Consider the following 18,601-nt stretch of genomic DNA (forward strand, 5'->3'; position numbering starts at 1 on the left):
TCAAAAGACTGTCAACCATTATTTTGAAATACAAATTCATACAGGTTAAAACCTTAATAAATAGATAATGCTTATCTGTTATTAACTATTATCATCACCAATTAACCTTCCATAGAATAAATCCTTCCTCTTATGGGCATAAAAAAAGAAGAGTAATCTGTTCACTCTTCTTGTTCTTACTTATTTAACTTTGCTTCAATCTTTACAATTAATTCATCTTCTGTTGGCGCCGCAACTGGACGGTTATTTACAAATGCGAATGATTTTTTACGACCAGGACCACAGTAAGACTGACATGCAACTTCAATCTTTGCACATGAATCTACTTTTTTTAACTTTGGAATTAACGTTTTAACGTTCGTTGCCTGACAATCATCGCACACACGAAATTCGTTTCCCATTATATAACACTTCCTCTATTTCAAACTTTTCTCAAGTACATTTAAAAGTAAACACTAAATGGTATTTTACCGCTCTTTGAAGCTCGTTGCAAGTTTCCCTAAAAGCCTCTTCCTTCATATAATGCTACATAATTTATATGCTCTCCTACAGAAGTTCTCATCATTCATAGCAAAATTTTCACCTTTCATCGAAATCTACCATATTTTTAAAAGCTTTGTATAAAAGCTGATTTTTTTGCCCATTATAAAAATAGGAAGTTCATAAAAAGAAAGGGAGTTGAATCTATGAAAGTAAGACAAGATGCTTGGACGGATGAGGATGATTTATTACTTGCTGAAACTGTACTTCGTCACGTTCGAGAAGGAAGTACGCAATTAAATGCATTTGAGGAAGTAGGAGACAGGTTAAATCGTACATCAGCTGCCTGTGGTTTCCGCTGGAATGCTGTTGTTCGCTATAGTTATGAACAAGCTCTTCAACTAGCAAAAAAACATCGTAAAGATAAAATGCGTGCTGCAAGCGGTGAACAAGCGAAAAAACGTTTACTTTATACACCACCAGCTTCAGATGCGATAACTGATTATGAAGAATTCGTACAAGAAGAAACAACTGTACCATATAAAGAAGCTATTCCATATCAAGAATCTACTGTTCCTGCTGCAAAAGGCTCTATGACCATGCAAGATGTTATTTATTTTTTACAAACAGTCGGATCTTCAAATATAAAAGTGACAGCTCTTGAAAACGAGAATACGAGATTGAAACAAGAAATTAAATCACAAATCCTTCGAAATGAAGAACTAGAAAAGAAACTAGAAAAATTAGAACAACAATCTCATACTGTACAAGAAGATTATGAAACACTTATGAACATTATGAACCGCGCTCGTAAGTTGGCAGTCATGGATGACGAAGAACGTTCTCAAACATCTTTCCGAATGGATCGAAACGGTAATTTAGAAAAAATTGCAGAATAAAAAGGATGCATGACATGCATCCTTTTTATTATTTCACTTCCACCATATGTGCTTCTTCTACGTTAGAACTGTTTTTTATATCTGGGAAAATCTTTTCCTTTGGATTCTCTTTAAAAGCTGCTAAACCAATTGTTTTTACCGGTTCACTTATTTTTGCATATTCCGTATCACTAACGACCGCATACATATCTGTATATTTACGCGCATCACCAATCACTACATTACCTTCATACTTCATTTTCTTTCCATCAATTACTACATCTTTTTGTTCCTCTTTAGCAAATACGATTCCAGCTTCATCAGAAATAGCCGGCAATGCTTTAATAGGTTCTACATCTTCTTTCACTACTTTTTTCAGCATGTTTTCTTTTACCATCTTTTCAGCTGTTGTTTTATCCATAATTAAAACCTTTTTCTCATTAACAGTACTTAGTTTTGCTTCAAATTTATTTTGAGATTCAATTTTATCTTTATATTGATCCATTGTTTTTTGAACGCCAGTTTCATCTCCGTACATAACAACACCTGTTGCTTGTGGTGCAATCATATCCATAATAGAACAACCACTAAATACAGCAGCTGACATAATTGCTACGAGTCCTAATTTCACTTTTTTCATTTGTATTCCTCCTAAGATCATAATTACATCTCTTAGTTTAACTATCGTAGCTCGTTTAACCAATTCACTTTCCTTACAACAACCTTACAATTTAGTAAGATTTCTCCCTAAAACTACTTTCTATATTTTTGCTATAATAGAGATTGTCATTTTAAAGATAAGGGGTTAGTTATATGAGCAATTCCCGTTCCATTTTATCTCAGCCAGAGTGGCGTATTGTAGACCAGTCTAGTTTGGGACCAACATTCCATGCACTTCAGTCGTTCGCAATGGATGACACATTATGCACAAGCATTGGAAATGGTCAATCAGCTGCAACAATGCGTTCTTGGGTTCATCACAATACAATTGTTCTTGGCATTCAAGATTCACGCCTACCACACTTAGAAGGAAGTATTTCCTTTTTAAAGGAAAACAATTTCAATGTTATCGTTCGTAATTCCGGTGGACTTGCAGTTGTACTTGATGAAGGTGTTTTAAACGTATCACTTTTATTCCAAGAGACAGAAAAAGGTATCGATATTGACCTTGGATACGATACAATGTGGCATTTAATTCAGGAAATGTTAAACGATTACGATGTTACAATCGAGGCAAAAGAAATTGTTGGTTCTTACTGTCCTGGTAGCTATGACTTAAGTATTCGCAATCAAAAATTTGCTGGCATTTCACAGCGCCGTATTCGCGGTGGTGTCGCTGTTCAAATTTATCTTTGTGCGACAGGAAGTGGCTCTGAGCGTGCCGCACTCGTTCGCGATTTCTACAACCTAGCCATTCAAGGAGAAGAAACACGCTTTACGTATCCTGAAATTGTACCGAGTACGATGGCTTCACTTTCAGAATTACTTGGCGAAACCATTACAGTACAAGATTTAATGATGCGCCTTTTAAAAACACTGCAGCAATTCGCTCCAAAGTTAACACCATCTCAATTAACAATAGATGAATTACCTTTATATGAGACGAATTTACAACGTATTATTGATCGTAACAATAAAGCACTTGGCTTAGAAAAATAAAGACCGTCGCTATTATAGCGACGGTCTTTATTTCAATTCATTATAGAATTAAAGTGCTTGAGCTGCTGTAATTAAAGCTAACTTATACACTTCTTCTTCGTTACATCCACGAGATAGGTCATTTACAGGCATGTTTAAACCTTGTAAGATTGGTCCTACTGCTTCGAAGTTACCTAAACGTTGAGCGATTTTGTAACCGATATTACCAGCTTCTAAGCTTGGGAATACGAATACGTTAGCATCACCTTTAATTGTAGAACCTGGAGCTTTTTTCTCAGCTACAGATGGTACGAATGCAGCGTCGAATTGGAATTCTCCATCTAAAGTTAATTCAGGTGCCATTTCTTTTGCAATACGAGTTGCTTCTACAACTTTTTCTGTTTCTGGAGATTTCGCAGAACCTTTTGTAGAGAAGCTTAACATAGCAACACGTGGATCCATACCGAATAGTTCAGCAGTTTTCGCGCTCTCGATACCAATTTCAGCTAAATCTTGGCTGTTTGGTGCAATGTTAATTGCACAATCAGCGAATACATATTTCTCTTCTTCACGTACCATGATGAATACGCCAGAAGTTTTTGTAACGCCTGGTTTTGTTTTGATGATTTGAAGTGCTGGACGAACTGTATCAGCTGTAGAGTGAGCTGCGCCACTTACTAAACCGTGTGCTTTGCCCATGTATACAAGCATTGTACCGAAGTAGTTTTCGTCTTTAAGGATTTTGCGAGCGTCTTCTTCAGTTGCTTTACCTTTACGGCGTTCAACGAAAGATGCTACCATTGCATCCATTTCTTCGTATGTAGCTGGGTCATAAATATCAACGCCTGCTAATGTTAAATTCATGCTAGCAGCTTTTGCGCTAATTTCTTCTTTATTACCAACTAAGATTGGTTTTACTAACTCTTCTTTTGCTAAACGCTCTGCAGCGCCTAAAATTCTTTCATCAGTTCCTTCAGGAAGTACGATAGAAATGCCTTTTCCTTGAACTTTTTCTTTTACTGTTGTAAATAAGTTGCTCACGAATAAACCCTCCTACATATGTTAAAAAAACTCTATCTTTAAGAATACTGCTTTTCCTCTATATTTTAAACTTATAGCTCCCAAAAAATAGATAAAATGAAAATGATTATATTTTCATAAAATTCAGCATAGAAATAATTCTCCTTTAAGCCTTATCTCCTCCTATCTTCAAGTAAATTTAAATGTGAAAATTTTATGCGCCAAGGCTTTATATAGATAATTTTAAAACTATATATGCTATAGTTAACGTGTAAAACTATCATTAACTGAGGTGAATAGAATGAGTGAAGCAACAACAACGTTAGATGGCTGGTATTGTTTACATGATTTACGTTCTATTGATTGGGCTGCATGGAAAACATTATCTAGCAACGAACGCGGACAAGCTGTGTCTGAATTTTTAAATGTCGTTGAAAAATGGAACGAAGTAGCTACTGCGAAAAAAGGTAGTCATGCAATGTATACTGTTGTTGGCCAAAAAGCTGATATTATGCTTATGATTTTACGTCCAACAATGGAAGAGTTAAATGAACTTGAGACAGAATTGAATAAAACAACATTAGCTGAATATATGGTTCCTGCATACTCTTACGTATCTGTTGTTGAACTAAGCAACTACCTTCCAGCTGATGAAGATCCATACCAAAACCCACAAATCTTAGCTCGCTTATATCCAGAACTACCAAAAGCAAATCACATTTGCTTCTACCCGATGGACAAGCGTCGCCAAGGTGATGACAACTGGTACATGCTTCCTATGGAAGAACGTAAAAAAATGATGTACAGTCATAGTAAAATCGGTCGCCAGTACGCAGGTAAAGTACGCCAAGTTATTTCAGGATCTGTTGGATTCGACGATTTTGAGTGGGGCGTAACATTATTTGCTGACGATGTTCTTCAATTTAAAAAACTTATATATGAAATGCGTTTCGATGAAGTAAGTGCTCGTTATGGTGAATTCGGAACATTTTTCGTTGGAAACATCTTACCAGACGAAAAAGTAGAGAACTTTTTACACATATAAATCGTGAAAAAGGAACGAAATTCGTTCCTTTTTTTATTCCCCTCTATATTTCTCCTCAAAAAACTTCTTTTCTCTGCAAATTTGAACAAGAATCGACAAATTACTTTCGAATTCCTTACAAAATTGTAACCTTTCTATATCCAAATTTATGCTAAAATGGTACGAGCTACATGCTAATAACGATGCGAAGGTGATAATCTATATGAAGAAAATCTTATCTATTTTACTAGTACTTTTATTGTCAATTTCTTCCTTAGGAGTAACAACATCCCATACGGAAGAAAAAATACACATTGAGGCAGCTGCTGCGCTTCTATTTGATGCAGATACAGGAAAGATACTGCATGAACAAAATCCAGATGAATTACTAGCTATCGCTAGTATGTCAAAATTAATTGTTATTTATGCTGTGTTAGAAGCAATTAAAGAAGGAAAAATCACTTGGGATACAAAGGTAAACATTTCTGATTACGCTTATGAAGTTTCACGTAATAATGAATTCTCTAACGTTCCATTCGAAAAGGGACGTCAATATACTGTAAGAGAACTTTATCATTCTATCGTTATCTTCTCTGCAAACGGATCTAGTATTGCCTTAGCAGAACTTCTTGCAGGAAGTGAGAAAAACTTCTTAAGTATGGCAAATGAACATGCAAAAAAACTAGGATTAAAGAAATATAAATTTGTAAACGCTACTGGGTTAAATAACGCTGACTTAAAAGGAAAACATCCTGAAGGAACTGATCCGAATGGAGAAAATTCTATGTCAGCTCGTGATATGGGTATGCTTTCAAAAGCAATGATTACAAAGTATCCAGAAATGCTAGAGGATACAAAACAAAGATTTAGAAACTTCCCAGATAACCATCCGAAACCAATTCGTATGGAAAACTGGAACTGGATGTTGCCAGGTGCGGCTTTCTCTTATGAAGGAACAGATGGTTTAAAAACTGGTAGTTCTGATACTGCTGGATACGGATTCACTATTACTGCTAAACGTGGCGACTTACGTCTTATTTCAGTAATTATAAAAACAAAATCAATGGACGAGCGTTTCACTGAATCTCGCGAATTAATTGAATACGGATTTAATAACTTCGAAAAACAAAAGCTAAAGGTTGATAAAAACAATACAATCTCTGTAGTAAAAGGGAAAGAAGATCAAGTCACTGTTACACCAGAAAAAGAAATAACAGTAATTGCGAAAAAAGGTAGCAAGGATCCTTATAAAATTGGCACTGAAGTAGATAAATCTCTCGCTGAAGATGGACATTTAGTTGCTCCTATTAAGAAAGATGCCAAAGTAGGCTCAATTACTTTAGAATCAACTGATAAATATGGTTTCTTAGACGGTAGTAAAAGTATGAAAGTTACTGCAAAAACGACAGAAGAAGTTGAAAAAGCAAATTGGTTCGTATTAACGATGCGCTCTATTGGAGATTTCTTCTCAAACTTATGGTCTAAAATATTTTAATGATGAAAAGCTAGCTCACGCTAGCTTTTTTATTTTCCTCTCTACATGTAAAACTTCGTTTGGTTGTCATATCTGGGTCCTTTTTCTCATACGTATGAACTAGTAATTGTTACACACTTCATCTAGAGATAAACCTCTTTCCACACGGTATTCCAAAAAGAGAGGTGACACATAATGGGTGTTATTGCTTATAACGAAGAAGATGTAAAGTTATTAGCTAGACTGATGCGTGCTGAAGCTGAGGGAGAAGGGCAGCAAGGAATGTTAATGGTTGGAAACGTTGGGGTAAATCGTGTCCGCGGAAATTGTTTAGATTTTAGAAAAATACGTAATTTACGTCAAATGGTGTATCAAAACCCTGGCGGTTTTGAGGCAACTCAAAAAGGATATTTTTATCAACGTGCAAGGGAGCAAGATATCGCATTAGCAAGACGAACGATTCAAGGACAACGTTTTTGGCCAGCCAACTTTTCCTTATGGTTTTTTAGACCAGAAGGCCCTTGTCCGCCAACTTGGTATAATCAACAAAACTCTGGTCGCTTCAAAAAGCACTGCTTCTTCCAGCCATCTGGCGAGGATTGTCCTGGCGTATATTAAGGATTGATACTGAGGAGGGATTTTTGAATGGCACAGCAACAAAACCCATATTACGGAACAGGTTTCTATCAACCATCTGGAACTTACGTACAACCGCAACAAATGACGCAACAGCAACAACAGCAACAACAGCAAGCGATGCAACAACAAGCAGCTCAAGCTGCACAAGCTCAATATGCAATTTCTCAGGGTATGTTACCTCTAGAACAATCCTATATTGAAAATATCCTTCGTTTAAACAAGGGTAAGCAAGCTACGGTTGTAATGACTTATGAGCGTGGCAGTTCGCTCGGTACACAATCATATACAGGTATTATTGAGGCGGCTGGACGTGACCATATCGTTATTAGTGAACCCCAATCAGGAAAACGTTATTTACTACTAATGATTTACTTAGATTATGTAGAATTCCCTGAAGAAATTACGTATTTACCTAGTCAACAAGCAACTTATGCTCCAAGACCATAAAAAAGCTGGCATATGCCAGCTTTTGTTTTTTTATAATCCTTTTACAACTGCAGTTCCGACTAAGATCCATGCTACGATAAATGCTACACCACCAAGAGGCGTAATGGGGCCAAAGAACTTAATACCTGTCGTACTTAATGCATACAAACTACCTGAAAACATAATAATTCCAGCTACCATAAGCCAGCCAGCGGTAGTTAAAAGTGATGATTGAATCTTATCCATCAATAAAGCAACTACGAATAGTCCACCTGCATGAAACATTTGATATGTAACACCCGTTTTCCAAACTTCTAACATTTTTGCAGAAACTTTATTTTCTAAACCGTGTGCTCCGAAAGCCCCTAACACAACAGCTAGTCCTGCCACAATACAACCTAGTAAAAAGAAAATTTTCATCTTAATTCCCCTTTTTTACCTTTATCATAAGCAATTTTTTCATATAAGCCAAACGATTTAATCCTTAAAAATCAAATAATGAATTACCATTTGCACCTTCTTCTTTTATATACACAGGTTCACCAGAAACTGGCATAACTGGTTGAACTGTTGTTATAGGCTGTGATCCAATTATTTGTGATTGAATTTGCGGCTCTTTATACGCAGAAAATTCAACCTGCTCATCTAATAGTAAATCACATAAAGCACGCACAACTAATACATGCTCTTTTGATTTTTGCCCTTCGCTGCTTTTTGCCTTTGCAATTTCATTTGCCATTTTATTTAAAATTTTATCACTCGATATTTGCATTCCTTTTCACCCCTTACTTTGTAGTTCTTTCTCAAATTGTCCCAGCTTCTCTACTGAACCAAATACTATTATCATATCATGTTCTTGTAGTTTTTCCTGCCCCGTTGGATTATGTATAACATTCCCATTTCTCAAAATCACTAAAATTGTTACATCAAATTGATTTCTCACATCACTCTCTAGTAACGATTTACTAGCTAAAATAGAGCCCTCGCCGACTGCAATTTCTTCGATTACAAATGACTGCTCCACACCATACAATACTGTATCAATATAATGAACTGTTAGCGGATTCGCAATACCTTCGTCATAAATCCTAACGTTCCTAGAATTACAACAAAGGTCATACATATAACTGCTATCCATAATTGCTTACGTGCATTCATATCGTGTTTCAGCTCTTTTCTTTATCTACAATCTTTGCCAGTGGAAATGAAATACATATATACTAGGTACGGAATCTATGAAAGAGGTTGATATAATGAAAACATTTCTTTCCGCCTTACAATGGGCGCTATTTATTTTAGCTGGGAGCCTTATTGTACCAATTAGCGTCGCAACTAGTTATGGCCTCGATGGTGCTGAAGCTATTGCATTCGTACAAAGAACATTATTTGTTCTTGGCTTTGCTGGCCTACTGCAAGCTATATTTGGACATAAACTTCCTATTCAAGAAGGTCCTGCAGGCCTTTGGTGGGGCATTTTCTCCCTTTATGCAAGTTTAGGTGTCGTATTATTTGGATCCAGCAATGAAACACTTAAAGTCCTTCAATACGCTTTCCTATTAAGCGGAATCATTTGTATTATTCTTAGTGTTTTTGGACTCATCGATAAACTAGTTCGCTATTTCACACCGACAGTCATTGGAACATATTTATTTCTTCTTGTCGCGCAACTTAGCGGGTCCTTCTTAAAAGGAATGTTCGGCCTTGACGGACAACATACAGAGGTACAAGCTGACGTATTTATTCTTTCACTCATTGTTATTTTACTATCCTTTTTCATCATGAAGCTACCTATTATTGGGCAATATTCCGTTCTTTTCAGTATCGTCTGTGGCTGGATATTATTCGCATGCTTCGGATTATCTAATCCAGTAACGCCTGTGACAGATATAATTCGTTTTCCGTCTCTATTTGTTTTCGGAATGCCTCGTATTGAATGGAACATGGCAATTACGGTAGTTTTCGTTACACTATTACTTCTAACAAATATGTTAGCAAGTATTCGCGTTGTGCAAAGGATTGTCTCTAAGTATGAAAAGAGTGCAGCACCAGATCGTTTCAAACAAGCCGGCATTATAACAGGAATAAATCAATTGCTAGGCGGCCTTTTTTCAGCTATTGGACCTGTCGCGATTTCTGGATCAGCAGGATTTATTGCAACGACTAATATTTATAAACGACTCCCATTTATGCTAGGGTCAAGCTTTATTATTTTCGTTAGTATATTCCCAAAGATTACTTCATTCTTCGCGGCGATACCTGTCGCAGTCGGATATGCTGCCATTTACCCTGTATTTGCAAGCATGATTGGTCTTGCCTTTCGCGAATACGAAACAGTACAGAATAAAGAACGATTATTTAAAGTAGCGGGTCTTTCAATCTTTACAGGTGTCGGGGTTATGTTTGTTCCAGCAGGGGCATTTTCTACGCTCCCACCATTTCTAGCATCATTCTTAAGTAACGGTCTCGTTCTTGGATCTGTAATGGCAATTTTGCTCGAGATACTATTTTCTCGTTCTACAGAAAAACAACCATCGTAAATTGGAAAACTTCCATTATTGCACTCTATCTTTAGAGTTGTTACGATAATGATAAAGTGAAAGCTAATCGGGCGTTAGCGTTATAAATTATCATGGGCAACATGCTCATGGTAATTTATACTAACAATATAGAACTTCTCCTAATTTCACATAAAGTGAAACTTTAATCAGTGGGAGTTTTGTTCATCCCCCACTGATTATTAGCCTTCACCAATCGGACTTTTACGGGCAGCCCGACCCCCACCTAACTTCTTTGCTTTCGCTGAATTTTGAGTTTGGGGTCTTACTGCCCGTTAATGTGGGATAAAGAAGTTCGATGTCTTACTATATATTCCCCAATATCTTCATAAAACTTTATTTCTATTTCAACAAAGAGAGGAATTTTCAATATGACTTATAAAATGATTGTTTTAGATTTAGATGATACTTTATTACGTGACGACCATACGATTTCACCTCGTACGAAAGAGGCTCTAATGACTGCACAAGAGCAAGGTGTAAAAGTTGTACTTGCTTCTGGACGTCCAACGTTTGGTATGCGCAATGTAGCGAAAGAACTTCGTTTAGAAGAATACGGCAGTTTCATTCTATCTTTTAATGGCGCAAAAATTATTAACTGTAAAACAAATGAAGAAATCTTTAGTAGTACGCTATCTCCTGAAATCGTTCACAACCTATTTGAAATTAGTAAAACTGAAGATGTATGGATTCATACTTATATTGGCGATGATATCGTAACAGAAGAAAATAATCCTTATACTGAAATTGAGGGCGATATTACTGGTATGCCAATTGTTGTAGTAGATGACTTTAAAGCTGCTGTTAAAGAGCCTGTAGTAAAAGTATTAATGAACAAAGAAGCTGAACGCCTTGTTGTAGTAGAAAAGAAACTACAAAAACAGCTAGAAGGCCAATTAAGCGTTATGCGTTCTAAGCCATTCTTCTTAGAATTTACTGAAGCCGGTGTTACAAAAGGAACGAGCTTAAACAAACTGATTCAAAAACTTGGCATTAAGCGTGAAGAAGTTATCGCAATGGGCGATAGCTATAATGACCAAGCGATGATTGAATTTGCTGGTCTTGGTGTTGCAATGGGCAATGCACCAGATGATATTAAAGAAATTGCCAACTACGTAACAGATACAAATATGAACGATGGCGTTGCAAAAGTCGTAGAGAAATTTGTGCTAAAAAACGAAGTACTTGTTTAATATTTTCATTCACAAAACCTATTTGAAGTCAAATACTTCAAATAGGTTTTTATTTAAATTACCATGCTTTTGTGACTATATTTTGAACTTTGCACTATTCTCGTAGTGTAAACTTTCTTTTTGTATATAATGAAACAAAATAGACTATTTTATTTTGAAAAAGAATACAAATTTACTATATACAAGCATACATTAAAGGAGGTTACTTCATGTTATCTACACCAATCGGACGATTAAGAGCAATCGGCTTAATTGAGGGGATTTCTTTCCTGTTACTATTATTTGTAGCAATGCCATTAAAATATTTCGCAGGATTTGCAACAGCCGTTAAAATTACAGGTATGGCTCATGGTGTTTTATTTATTCTATTTATCTTTGCGGTAATTCAAGTAACAATCGTACACCGCAAATCTATTGCATGGGCACTTGGGGCATTTGTTTCATCAATTATCCCATTCGGTACGTTTGTACTAGATGCAAAATTAAAGAACGAACAACAATAATAACAAAAAGGTAGTTAACGACTGTTAACTACCTTTTTTATTTACCCCGCATTAACGGGCAGTAAAACTCCCACCTCAAAATTCGTCTAGGGCAAAGGAGCTAGGTGCGAGTTTAACTGCCCATAAACGCCCGATTGGTGAAGGCTAATAATCAGTGAGGGCTGAACAAAACCCCCACTGATTAGAGTTTCACTTTACAAATTTGGAATTTCCCAATCAATTTCTCTTTCGCCCATATTAGCTAATATCGTATTTACTTTAGAGTATGGCTTACTCCCAAAGAAACCACGTCTTGCTGATAGTGGACTTGGATGTACAGATTCGATAATATGATGCTTCGTATTCGTAATTAACTTTTTCTTAGCCTGTGCATGACGTCCCCACAATATGAAAATAACCGGTTTTTCACGTTCATTTAATAGCTCAATTACACGATCTGTGAAATGCTCCCATCCTTTTCCTTTGTGAGAATTTGCTTCACCTCGTCGAACTGTTAATACAGTATTTAATAATAAAACTCCTTGCTCTGCCCACTTTACTAAATAACCGTTATTCGGGATTTCATAACCATATTCATCTCGAAGTTCTTTATACATATTTAGCAATGACGGTGGCGTTTTAATACCAGGTTGTACCGAAAAGCTTAAACCATGTGCTTGATTCGGTCCATGATATGGATCTTGGCCTAAAATAACGACCTTTGTATTTTCATAACTTGTATACGCTAGAGCGCTAAAAATATCTTCTACCTTTGGATAAACAACATGTGTACTGTACTCTTCTTTCAAAAAATCAGCCAGCTTGTGATAATATTCTTTCTCAAATTCTGGTGCCAATAATGGCCCCCAATCATTTTTCAAAACATTTTTCATGCTCTCACTTCCCGTCCAATTAATTCACCATATCCTGCTTTGTAAATACTACAAACGAAATAATCAGGGACACAACTGCCCAAACAGTTAAATTCATTAAAGAAAACCCCATCGATAACCCTTGTAATGCAGGTAATTTTCCTGATAGATAATCTGTTAATGATAAATTCACACTAAAAATATATTTCGCACCTTCCCAAGACGTTGCAAATGAGCTTAAAATGCCACCTGCGATTAACGCGGCTAACATAACGCCCATACCAGCTGGTGTATTTCGAATTAAAACAGAAACCATAAATGATATAGTGCCGACAACGATAGCAACAAACCAAGCTAGTCCATACGCCATTAATACGTATTGCCACTGCGGAATAAGATGTACAAAATTCGTATTTAACGTTTCCTTATCAATGACGAATCCTGTTAACACAGGCAGATTCCATCCTGAATATCCAAACACAAGCCCGGATAATATGTAAGCAAACACACCGACAAGGAGCAGTATGAGTGAAATGAAAAATAACATCGTCACGTACTTACTAAGGAGTATTTTCCAGCGCCGAATCGGTCGCGTAAGTAACATCTTCATCGTTCCATCACTTCGTTCTCCTGAAACAATATCAATAGCGACAATCATTACAAGAAGTGGAATAAACAATGTAATTCCTTGCTCAATAAACGCCCTTACAAAAGTTGGTGCGCCCGGTGCCATTGGATTAATATCATGATCTAAATAATACTGTTGTTGCTCCACTCTTACCTTTAACCAATCGCGCCATTCTTCTGGTAATCTAGAGTTGTTCAAGCGGTTTTGAGAATCAACAATTTGTTGTTGCAGCGAAACTTTCCAATCCGTTGTACCTAGTCTTTTTTGTGTCGTTTCTATTTCACGATACTGCGCATACACAAAAAGCGGGATCAAGATTGCTAAAATAAGCATAACAACAAAAATACGTTTCTTACGATAAATTTTTTCCGATTCATTTAAAACTAGATTCGCAAATTCACGCATGTTGCTCACCCCTTGTGAGTTCAATAAATAAATCTTCTAGCGTAAATACAAGCTCCTTAACACTATGCACATCTATCCCATTTTCTACAAAGTGTTTATTCCAACTACTTATAGATGCAATGTCCATGCGGCATAGTAATCGCTCACCTTCTATACTCACTTCTCTTACTTCCTCAGCATCTTCTAGCATAGCTTTTGCCTTACCAATCGGCGTAACAATCCATTCCACGCGATCACTTGCTGTTTTAATTAACTCTTCAATTTTGGCAACTGTTATCATTTTGCCTTTATGAATAATCGCCACACGATCGCATATCATTTGTACTTCGCTTAGCAAGTGACTTGAAATAAACACACTCATATTTTCTTCTTTCACAAGCTTATGTATAAATTCCCTAAGCTCTCTAATTCCAGCTGGGTCTAAACCGTTTGTTGGCTCATCTAATATGAGCAATTTTGGATTTCCAAGAAGCGCTTGCGCAATGCCAAGACGCTGTTTCATACCGAGTGAGTATGTTTTTACCTTATCGTGAATTCTTTCATCCAAATGAACCATTTGAGCAATTTCAATAATACGCTCATCTGATATACCACCTAACATACGGGCAAATTGTTTTAAATTTTCCCATCCCGTTAAATATGTATACAGTTCTGGGTTTTCAACGATACTCCCAATTTGACGCATCGCTTCTCTGAAATTTTCCTTAATAGAATAACCGCCGATAGAAATCGTACCTTCTGTTTCTTTAATCAATCCAACTAACATTCGAATGGTAGTCGTTTTTCCGGCGCCATTCGGTCCTAAGAAGCCAAACACTTCTCCTTGTTTTACATCAAAAGAAATATTCTCTACAATTGTCTTCTTTCCAATTACCTTCTTCACGTCTCGTACGGAAAGTATCGTCGTCATTTTACCCCTCCTTGTTCTAGTTTTAATTTACTCGCAACATTTTGAACTAATCGATCCGCCATATATGTATACCCTACTTCATTCGGATGGAAATGATCGGAGTATAATAAATCTTTCCCGCGGTTTTGGAATAAATCAAATGTCGGTGTAATATACACGTTTTTATCATTTACCGCTAATTTTTCTAAAGATGCATTCCAATCTACAACAATGTTTGAAGACCCTTTCAAATCTTCTACATCTTCAAAAGGATTATATAAACCTAGCCAAAAAATAGGGCTATCTGTATTTACCTTACGAATTTCTTCTATAATTTTCTTCGCTTCATTCTGGAATGTTTCTGTATCAGGACGGTATGTTTCTAAATCTATCTTTCCAAGCGATTCCCAACCTGGAAATAAATCATTCCCTCCAATTGTTAAAACGATTACATCTGCTTGCTTAATTGAATATTGAGCGCCACTACTCTCCATTTGTTTTAATAAATCTGGCATTTTTGCACCACTAACAGCTAAGTTCGTTAAAGCAACCTTTTGCTTATAATCTTTTTGCAAATCTTCTTTCATTCGTCCAATATAGCCAATTCCTTCTTTATCACCTACACCGCGTGTTAATGAATCACCTAAACTAACGATTTGTAACGTTCCCGTTTTCTTTTTCTCTTTTGCCACTACATCGGTCTTTTTAATTAAACTTGAAGCTTTTGGATTTAATACATCATTTACACCTGAAACAAAGCCATATGCAAATAAACAGAAAGATGCAATTGTAATGAGCAGAATTATTTTTACTACTTTTGATCTCATATCAAAACCCCTTTTAGCCCTCATAGATTGTCCATAATTATACCAAACGCCATTTTGAAAAGCGATTTTCACACCTTATCTATTATGTTGTTTCTCTATGTACTAATTCTGGCAGTAACTCTACGTGCTTTACATCTATTTGCTCATCATTAATCTTTTCATATAATAATTCAAATGCCTTCACACCAACATTTTTACTACAATATGAAATCGTCGTAATGCCTAAAATATCTGCCACATCTTGATCATCACAACCGATAATTGTAATATCTTCCGGAATACGAATTCCTTGTTTTTTTGCTTCCGTTACCATTCCCGCTGCAATATGGTTGCAAGATACAAGAAACGCAGTTGGTTTCACTGACATACAGGCCCATTCCCTGATTACATTACGCCCATCTTCTACCGTAAAACAGCCTTTAAACTTCCAGTCCTCTATCGGTGTTACAGCAATTTGTTGAAGTGAATCCTCATATGCTTGTTTTCTTCTCTGACTATTAATGCTATTACTTCTTCCAATGCAATATCCAATACTTGTATGACCGGCATCTATTAAGCTCTTCATCCCGCGCGAAAAGACTTTATAGTAATCAATATGCACACTCGAAATGGAATTCGAGTCTATTTCTTCACACATAACAATTGGACCAAATTTCGTATATTCTTCAAGCTTTTCCTTACTATTTGCCCGCGAACATATAATAACCCCATCAAGCTTTTTCATTTTTAACATATTCAAAATTTCAAGTTCTCTTTCCTCACCATAATTCGTCTGACAAAGCATCATATTATAATTATTCTTTGCTGTTTCCTTTGATATTCCCTCGATAATAGCACTATAATATTGATCATTTACGTGCGGTAATAACACGCCAATGACATTCGTTTTTCCTTTCACTAAATGAATTGCATTTACATTTTGCGTATAATTTAATTCTTCGATAATTGCTAAAATTTCTTTTCGTTTCTGTTCATTCACATATGGATGATTATTCAGTACACGTGAAACAGTTGAAACAGATACCCCAGCAAGTTCAGCAATCTTTCTTATATTTGTCATCTCATTTTCCCCTTCTCTGCAAAAATTCTCCCTTGACCTGGTAAGCTTTCCACAATATATCCTTTCCTAGCAAATACATTTTGAAAGGATATACAACTATGCTTCGATTCAAATTAGAATATATATTTTTCATTGGCGGTCTACTCACTCTCGCCATCGGTATTAATATGATGACGACAATTACTTCCTTTGGACTTAGCCCTTATGATTCCTTCTTTATTGCACTATATCAAAATTTCGGGATAAGTATCGGTTTTTGGATTTTCATGATTAACTTTGCTTTTACTCTTATCGTACTCTTTTGGAATAAAAAACAAATTACGATCGGTACAATTGTAACGATGGTTCTTATTTCTCTTTTTGTTGATTGGATCGGTTCCATTCCAACTATTATGGACGCTATCCGCTCTCTTCCAAAATATATAACACTTATTTGCGGAAATCTATTCGTTGGAGCTGGGATTGGTCTTTACGTCTCTACAAACCTTTGCGCAGCACCTCAAGAAGCTTTCGTTTTAACCGTTGCTGAGAAAAAGAAATGGACATTTAGAAGAACAGAAATTTCGTTAGCGTTTTTATTTTTAACATTAAGCTTCCTATTAGATGGACCTATCTATTTTGGAACAATCATTTTATCCTTTACAACAGGCTGGATTATCCAAGCATTTATTCAAGTTGGCACGAAGATTTTAAATAGAAAAGAGCCAATTAAGCAAGCTGCTTAATTGGCTCTTTCTGCTTTATGATAAGAGATACTACTTAGCATCTCCTTCAATTCGATAGTTTGCTTTCAAACAATCTATTTCTTCATACGATTGCAATGTATGTAGAATGTACTCGTAATCAGCAAGAGACGCACGATGCGTTACAATTACAATTTCAGCCTTCCCTTTCTCTTCAAGCGGCATTTGAATAATCTTTTCAAAGCTAACACCACGCTCAGAGAATAACGAAGTAATTTTTGCAAATACACCAATTTCATCTTTTACATGAAGTCTTAAAAATTTCTTCACAACAATTTCTTCTGGCTCTTTTAATACCTTTTTATACTGCGGGGATACTGCACTATTTCCGTTTACACCTAATCTAATATTTTGCATGACAGCTACTAAATCTGAAACAACAGCTGTTGCTGTCGGTAAACTTCCTGCACCTGGTCCATAAAACATCGTTTCTCCAACTGCTTCCCCATACACATATACAGCGTTATATTCGTTTTGTACGGCCGCAAGAGGATGTGTATTCGGAAGTAGTGTCGGTTCAACTGTAACCTCTAATTTTTCACCATCTCGCTTCGCAAGACCGATTAATTTAATCGTGTATCCTAAACTCTTACTGTATTCAATATCTTCTTCTGTAATAGAAGTAATTCCTTTTACCTTCACATCTCCAAGCTCTACATTTGTAGAGAAACCAAGAGTAGCCAAAATCGTCATTTTTCTTGCTGCATCTAAACCTTCTACATCTGATGTTGGATCTGCTTCTGCAAATCCAAGTTGTTGGGCTTCTTTTAACACGTCGTTATATGCTCTCCCTTCATCTGACATTTTCGTCAAAATAAAATTTGTCGTTCCATTTACAATTCCCATTACTTTCGTAATAAGGTCTGAAGAAAGTCCTTCTACGATACTTCGTAAAATCGGAATCCCTCCGGCTACACTTGCTTCATAAAACAGATCGGCTTTATTATCTTTTGCTACCGCTAACAGTTCCGCCCCATGTAACGCCATTAAATCTTTATTGGCAGTCACAACATGCTTCCCGCTTTGTAAAGCTTGCAAAATATATGCTTTTGCATCATCAATGCCACCCATTACTTCGATGACAACGTCAATATTTAGATTATCTAAAATTTCATTTGCATTTTGTGTTAATAGAGTAGAAGGTACCTCTACCTCTCTCTCTTTTTCAACATTTTGTACGAGTACTTTCGTTACTTTTACAGGACAACCTACTTGGTGTATAAGTCGCTCTTGATGATCTGTAATGATACGAACTACACCGCTACCAACTGTCCCAAGACCTAATAAGCCAACTTGAATTTCTTTCATAATACTGTCCACCCCTCAAAAATTGTGTTTAGATGAAATTATATGAGTAAAAAATCTGAA

The 18,601-nt window shown here is 36.2% G+C and carries 21 protein-coding genes and 1 pseudogene; 10 read left to right on the top strand and 12 right to left on the bottom strand.

Features of this window, described 5'->3' with window-relative positions; genetic code table 11:
• Nucleotides 1-176: 176 nt before the first annotated feature.
• On the bottom strand, nt 177-401 hold the full coding sequence (locus ACTFOB_RS19205) for a DUF1450 domain-containing protein (RefSeq protein WP_073517724.1): 225 nt from the start codon (nt 399-401) through the stop codon (nt 177-179).
• A 285-nt stretch (nt 402-686) separates the two neighbouring features.
• On the opposite strand from ACTFOB_RS19205, the gene ACTFOB_RS19210 reads away from it, so the two are divergent.
• Nucleotides 687-1,379, top strand: coding sequence for an RsfA family transcriptional regulator (locus ACTFOB_RS19210; RefSeq protein WP_151630145.1), 693 nt, complete (start codon nt 687-689; stop codon nt 1,377-1,379).
• Between the two features lie 28 nt (nt 1,380-1,407).
• Here ACTFOB_RS19210 and ACTFOB_RS19215 read toward each other — a convergent pair whose 3' ends face one another.
• Complete coding sequence (locus ACTFOB_RS19215) at nt 1,408-1,998, bottom strand: lipoprotein BA_5634 family protein (RefSeq protein WP_440027501.1); 591 nt, start codon at nt 1,996-1,998, stop codon at nt 1,408-1,410.
• Nucleotides 1,999-2,171: 173 nt separating this feature from the next.
• On the opposite strand from ACTFOB_RS19215, the gene ACTFOB_RS19220 reads away from it, so the two are divergent.
• A complete protein-coding gene (locus ACTFOB_RS19220; RefSeq protein WP_440027499.1) occupies nt 2,172-3,017 on the top strand; it encodes a lipoate--protein ligase family protein in 846 nt (281 codons plus the stop codon).
• Nucleotides 3,018-3,065: 48 nt separating this feature from the next.
• Here the strand turns inward: ACTFOB_RS19220 and pta are convergent, their stop codons facing one another.
• Entirely contained in the window at nt 3,066-4,037 is a 972-nt protein-coding gene (gene pta, locus ACTFOB_RS19225; protein ID WP_151630143.1) for a phosphate acetyltransferase, read from the bottom strand.
• Nucleotides 4,038-4,317: 280 nt separating this feature from the next.
• Here pta and hemQ point away from each other — a divergent pair, with 280 nt between their 5' ends.
• The 4 genes from hemQ to gerQ all read left to right on the top strand — a co-directional run bounded on the left by hemQ (nt 4,318) and on the right by gerQ (nt 7,600).
• A complete protein-coding gene (gene hemQ / locus ACTFOB_RS19230; RefSeq protein WP_440027497.1) occupies nt 4,318-5,061 on the top strand; it encodes a hydrogen peroxide-dependent heme synthase in 744 nt (247 codons plus the stop codon).
• A gap of 202 nt (nt 5,062-5,263) precedes the next feature.
• A complete protein-coding gene (locus ACTFOB_RS19235; RefSeq protein WP_440027495.1) occupies nt 5,264-6,535 on the top strand; it encodes a serine hydrolase in 1,272 nt (423 codons plus the stop codon).
• A 174-nt stretch (nt 6,536-6,709) separates the two neighbouring features.
• Nucleotides 6,710-7,132, top strand: coding sequence for a cell wall hydrolase CwlJ (gene cwlJ, locus ACTFOB_RS19240; RefSeq protein WP_440027494.1), 423 nt, complete (start codon nt 6,710-6,712; stop codon nt 7,130-7,132).
• 27 nt (nt 7,133-7,159) lie between these two features.
• Entirely contained in the window at nt 7,160-7,600 is a 441-nt protein-coding gene (gerQ, locus tag ACTFOB_RS19245) for a spore coat protein GerQ (protein ID WP_128975357.1), read from the top strand.
• A gap of 30 nt (nt 7,601-7,630) precedes the next feature.
• Here gerQ and ACTFOB_RS19250 read toward each other — a convergent pair whose 3' ends face one another.
• From ACTFOB_RS19250 to ACTFOB_RS19260, 3 genes and pseudogenes are all read right to left on the bottom strand, one after another.
• Nucleotides 7,631-7,999 (bottom strand): DUF423 domain-containing protein, encoded by a 369-nt coding sequence (locus ACTFOB_RS19250; protein ID WP_440027491.1) that lies wholly within the window; start codon nt 7,997-7,999, stop codon nt 7,631-7,633.
• 64 nt (nt 8,000-8,063) lie between these two features.
• On the bottom strand, nt 8,064-8,351 hold the full coding sequence (locus ACTFOB_RS19255; RefSeq protein WP_440027489.1) for a YwdI family protein: 288 nt from the start codon (nt 8,349-8,351) through the stop codon (nt 8,064-8,066).
• A gap of 6 nt (nt 8,352-8,357) precedes the next feature.
• Nucleotides 8,358-8,657 (bottom strand): annotated as a pseudogene (locus ACTFOB_RS19260) (cation:proton antiporter regulatory subunit); the annotation flags it as partial.
• A gap of 175 nt (nt 8,658-8,832) precedes the next feature.
• On the opposite strand from ACTFOB_RS19260, the gene ACTFOB_RS19265 reads away from it, so the two are divergent.
• The 3 genes from ACTFOB_RS19265 (at nt 8,833) to ACTFOB_RS19275 (ending at nt 11,830) form a co-directional block, all read left to right on the top strand.
• The gene (locus ACTFOB_RS19265) at nt 8,833-10,116 is read left to right on the top strand and encodes a purine/pyrimidine permease (protein ID WP_440027487.1); all 1,284 of its coding nucleotides are present in this window, start codon (nt 8,833-8,835) and stop codon (nt 10,114-10,116) included.
• Nucleotides 10,117-10,505: 389 nt separating this feature from the next.
• Nucleotides 10,506-11,327, top strand: a complete 822-nt coding sequence (locus ACTFOB_RS19270; protein WP_440027484.1) for a Cof-type HAD-IIB family hydrolase — start codon at nt 10,506-10,508, stop codon at nt 11,325-11,327.
• Between the two features lie 209 nt (nt 11,328-11,536).
• Nucleotides 11,537-11,830: a DUF3817 domain-containing protein gene (locus ACTFOB_RS19275; protein ID WP_061680068.1), complete on the top strand. Its 294-nt coding sequence runs from the start codon at nt 11,537-11,539 to the stop codon at nt 11,828-11,830.
• Between the two features lie 194 nt (nt 11,831-12,024).
• Here ACTFOB_RS19275 and ACTFOB_RS19280 read toward each other — a convergent pair whose 3' ends face one another.
• From ACTFOB_RS19280 to ACTFOB_RS19300, 5 genes are read right to left on the bottom strand one after another with little or no spacing between them, the layout of a single operon-like run.
• Nucleotides 12,025-12,702 (bottom strand): uracil-DNA glycosylase, encoded by a 678-nt coding sequence (locus ACTFOB_RS19280; RefSeq protein WP_440027482.1) that lies wholly within the window; start codon nt 12,700-12,702, stop codon nt 12,025-12,027.
• Nucleotides 12,703-12,721: 19 nt separating this feature from the next.
• On the bottom strand, nt 12,722-13,714 hold the full coding sequence (locus ACTFOB_RS19285) for an ABC transporter permease subunit (RefSeq protein ID WP_087959130.1): 993 nt from the start codon (nt 13,712-13,714) through the stop codon (nt 12,722-12,724).
• Nucleotides 13,707-14,624: an ABC transporter ATP-binding protein gene (locus tag ACTFOB_RS19290; RefSeq protein WP_440027479.1), complete on the bottom strand. Its 918-nt coding sequence runs from the start codon at nt 14,622-14,624 to the stop codon at nt 13,707-13,709. The genes ACTFOB_RS19285 and ACTFOB_RS19290 overlap by 8 nt, the downstream gene beginning before the upstream one ends.
• Nucleotides 14,621-15,502: an SGNH/GDSL hydrolase family protein gene (locus tag ACTFOB_RS19295; protein ID WP_440027478.1), complete on the bottom strand. Its 882-nt coding sequence runs from the start codon at nt 15,500-15,502 to the stop codon at nt 14,621-14,623. The genes ACTFOB_RS19290 and ACTFOB_RS19295 overlap by 4 nt, the downstream gene beginning before the upstream one ends.
• A 10-nt stretch (nt 15,503-15,512) precedes the next feature.
• The gene (locus ACTFOB_RS19300) at nt 15,513-16,490 is read right to left on the bottom strand and encodes a LacI family DNA-binding transcriptional regulator (RefSeq protein WP_440027477.1); all 978 of its coding nucleotides are present in this window, start codon (nt 16,488-16,490) and stop codon (nt 15,513-15,515) included.
• 98 nt (nt 16,491-16,588) lie between these two features.
• Between ACTFOB_RS19300 and ACTFOB_RS19305 the strand changes: the two genes are divergently transcribed.
• Nucleotides 16,589-17,215, top strand: a complete 627-nt coding sequence (locus ACTFOB_RS19305) for a YczE/YyaS/YitT family protein (protein ID WP_151630132.1) — start codon at nt 16,589-16,591, stop codon at nt 17,213-17,215.
• Between the two features lie 30 nt (nt 17,216-17,245).
• On the opposite strand, the gene ACTFOB_RS19310 is transcribed toward ACTFOB_RS19305, so the two are convergent.
• Nucleotides 17,246-18,541, bottom strand: coding sequence for a homoserine dehydrogenase (locus tag ACTFOB_RS19310; protein WP_440027474.1), 1,296 nt, complete (start codon nt 18,539-18,541; stop codon nt 17,246-17,248).
• Nucleotides 18,542-18,601: the final 60 nt, after the last annotated feature.

Origin of the sequence: Bacillus cereus group sp. MYBK79-1, assembly GCF_051915365.1 — a bacterium.
Taxonomy (GTDB): Bacteria; Bacillota; Bacilli; order Bacillales; family Bacillaceae_G; genus Bacillus_A.

Bases quoted from the DNA above. Each gene is read 5' to 3' on its own strand.
- ACTFOB_RS19205 (WP_073517724.1), bottom strand. From the start codon at position 401: ATGGGAAACGAATTTCGTGTGTGCGATGATTGTCAGGCAACGAACGTT.
- ACTFOB_RS19210 (WP_151630145.1), top strand. From the start codon at position 687: ATGAAAGTAAGACAAGATGCTTGGACGGATGAGGATGATTTATTACTT.
- ACTFOB_RS19215 (WP_440027501.1), bottom strand. From the start codon at position 1,998: ATGAAAAAAGTGAAATTAGGACTCGTAGCAATTATGTCAGCTGCTGTA.
- ACTFOB_RS19220 (WP_440027499.1), top strand. From the start codon at position 2,172: ATGAGCAATTCCCGTTCCATTTTATCTCAGCCAGAGTGGCGTATTGTA.
- hemQ (WP_440027497.1), top strand. From the start codon at position 4,318: ATGAGTGAAGCAACAACAACGTTAGATGGCTGGTATTGTTTACATGAT.
- ACTFOB_RS19235 (WP_440027495.1), top strand. From the start codon at position 5,264: ATGAAGAAAATCTTATCTATTTTACTAGTACTTTTATTGTCAATTTCT.
- cwlJ (WP_440027494.1), top strand. From the start codon at position 6,710: ATGGGTGTTATTGCTTATAACGAAGAAGATGTAAAGTTATTAGCTAGA.
- gerQ (WP_128975357.1), top strand. From the start codon at position 7,160: ATGGCACAGCAACAAAACCCATATTACGGAACAGGTTTCTATCAACCA.
- ACTFOB_RS19250 (WP_440027491.1), bottom strand. From the start codon at position 7,999: ATGAAAATTTTCTTTTTACTAGGTTGTATTGTGGCAGGACTAGCTGTT.
- ACTFOB_RS19255 (WP_440027489.1), bottom strand. From the start codon at position 8,351: ATGCAAATATCGAGTGATAAAATTTTAAATAAAATGGCAAATGAAATT.
- ACTFOB_RS19265 (WP_440027487.1), top strand. From the start codon at position 8,833: ATGAAAACATTTCTTTCCGCCTTACAATGGGCGCTATTTATTTTAGCT.
- ACTFOB_RS19270 (WP_440027484.1), top strand. From the start codon at position 10,506: ATGACTTATAAAATGATTGTTTTAGATTTAGATGATACTTTATTACGT.
- ACTFOB_RS19275 (WP_061680068.1), top strand. From the start codon at position 11,537: ATGTTATCTACACCAATCGGACGATTAAGAGCAATCGGCTTAATTGAG.
- ACTFOB_RS19280 (WP_440027482.1), bottom strand. From the start codon at position 12,702: ATGAAAAATGTTTTGAAAAATGATTGGGGGCCATTATTGGCACCAGAA.
- ACTFOB_RS19285 (WP_087959130.1), bottom strand. From the start codon at position 13,714: ATGCGTGAATTTGCGAATCTAGTTTTAAATGAATCGGAAAAAATTTAT.
- ACTFOB_RS19290 (WP_440027479.1), bottom strand. From the start codon at position 14,624: ATGACGACGATACTTTCCGTACGAGACGTGAAGAAGGTAATTGGAAAG.
- ACTFOB_RS19300 (WP_440027477.1), bottom strand. From the start codon at position 16,490: ATGACAAATATAAGAAAGATTGCTGAACTTGCTGGGGTATCTGTTTCA.
- ACTFOB_RS19305 (WP_151630132.1), top strand. From the start codon at position 16,589: ATGCTTCGATTCAAATTAGAATATATATTTTTCATTGGCGGTCTACTC.
- ACTFOB_RS19310 (WP_440027474.1), bottom strand. From the start codon at position 18,541: ATGAAAGAAATTCAAGTTGGCTTATTAGGTCTTGGGACAGTTGGTAGC.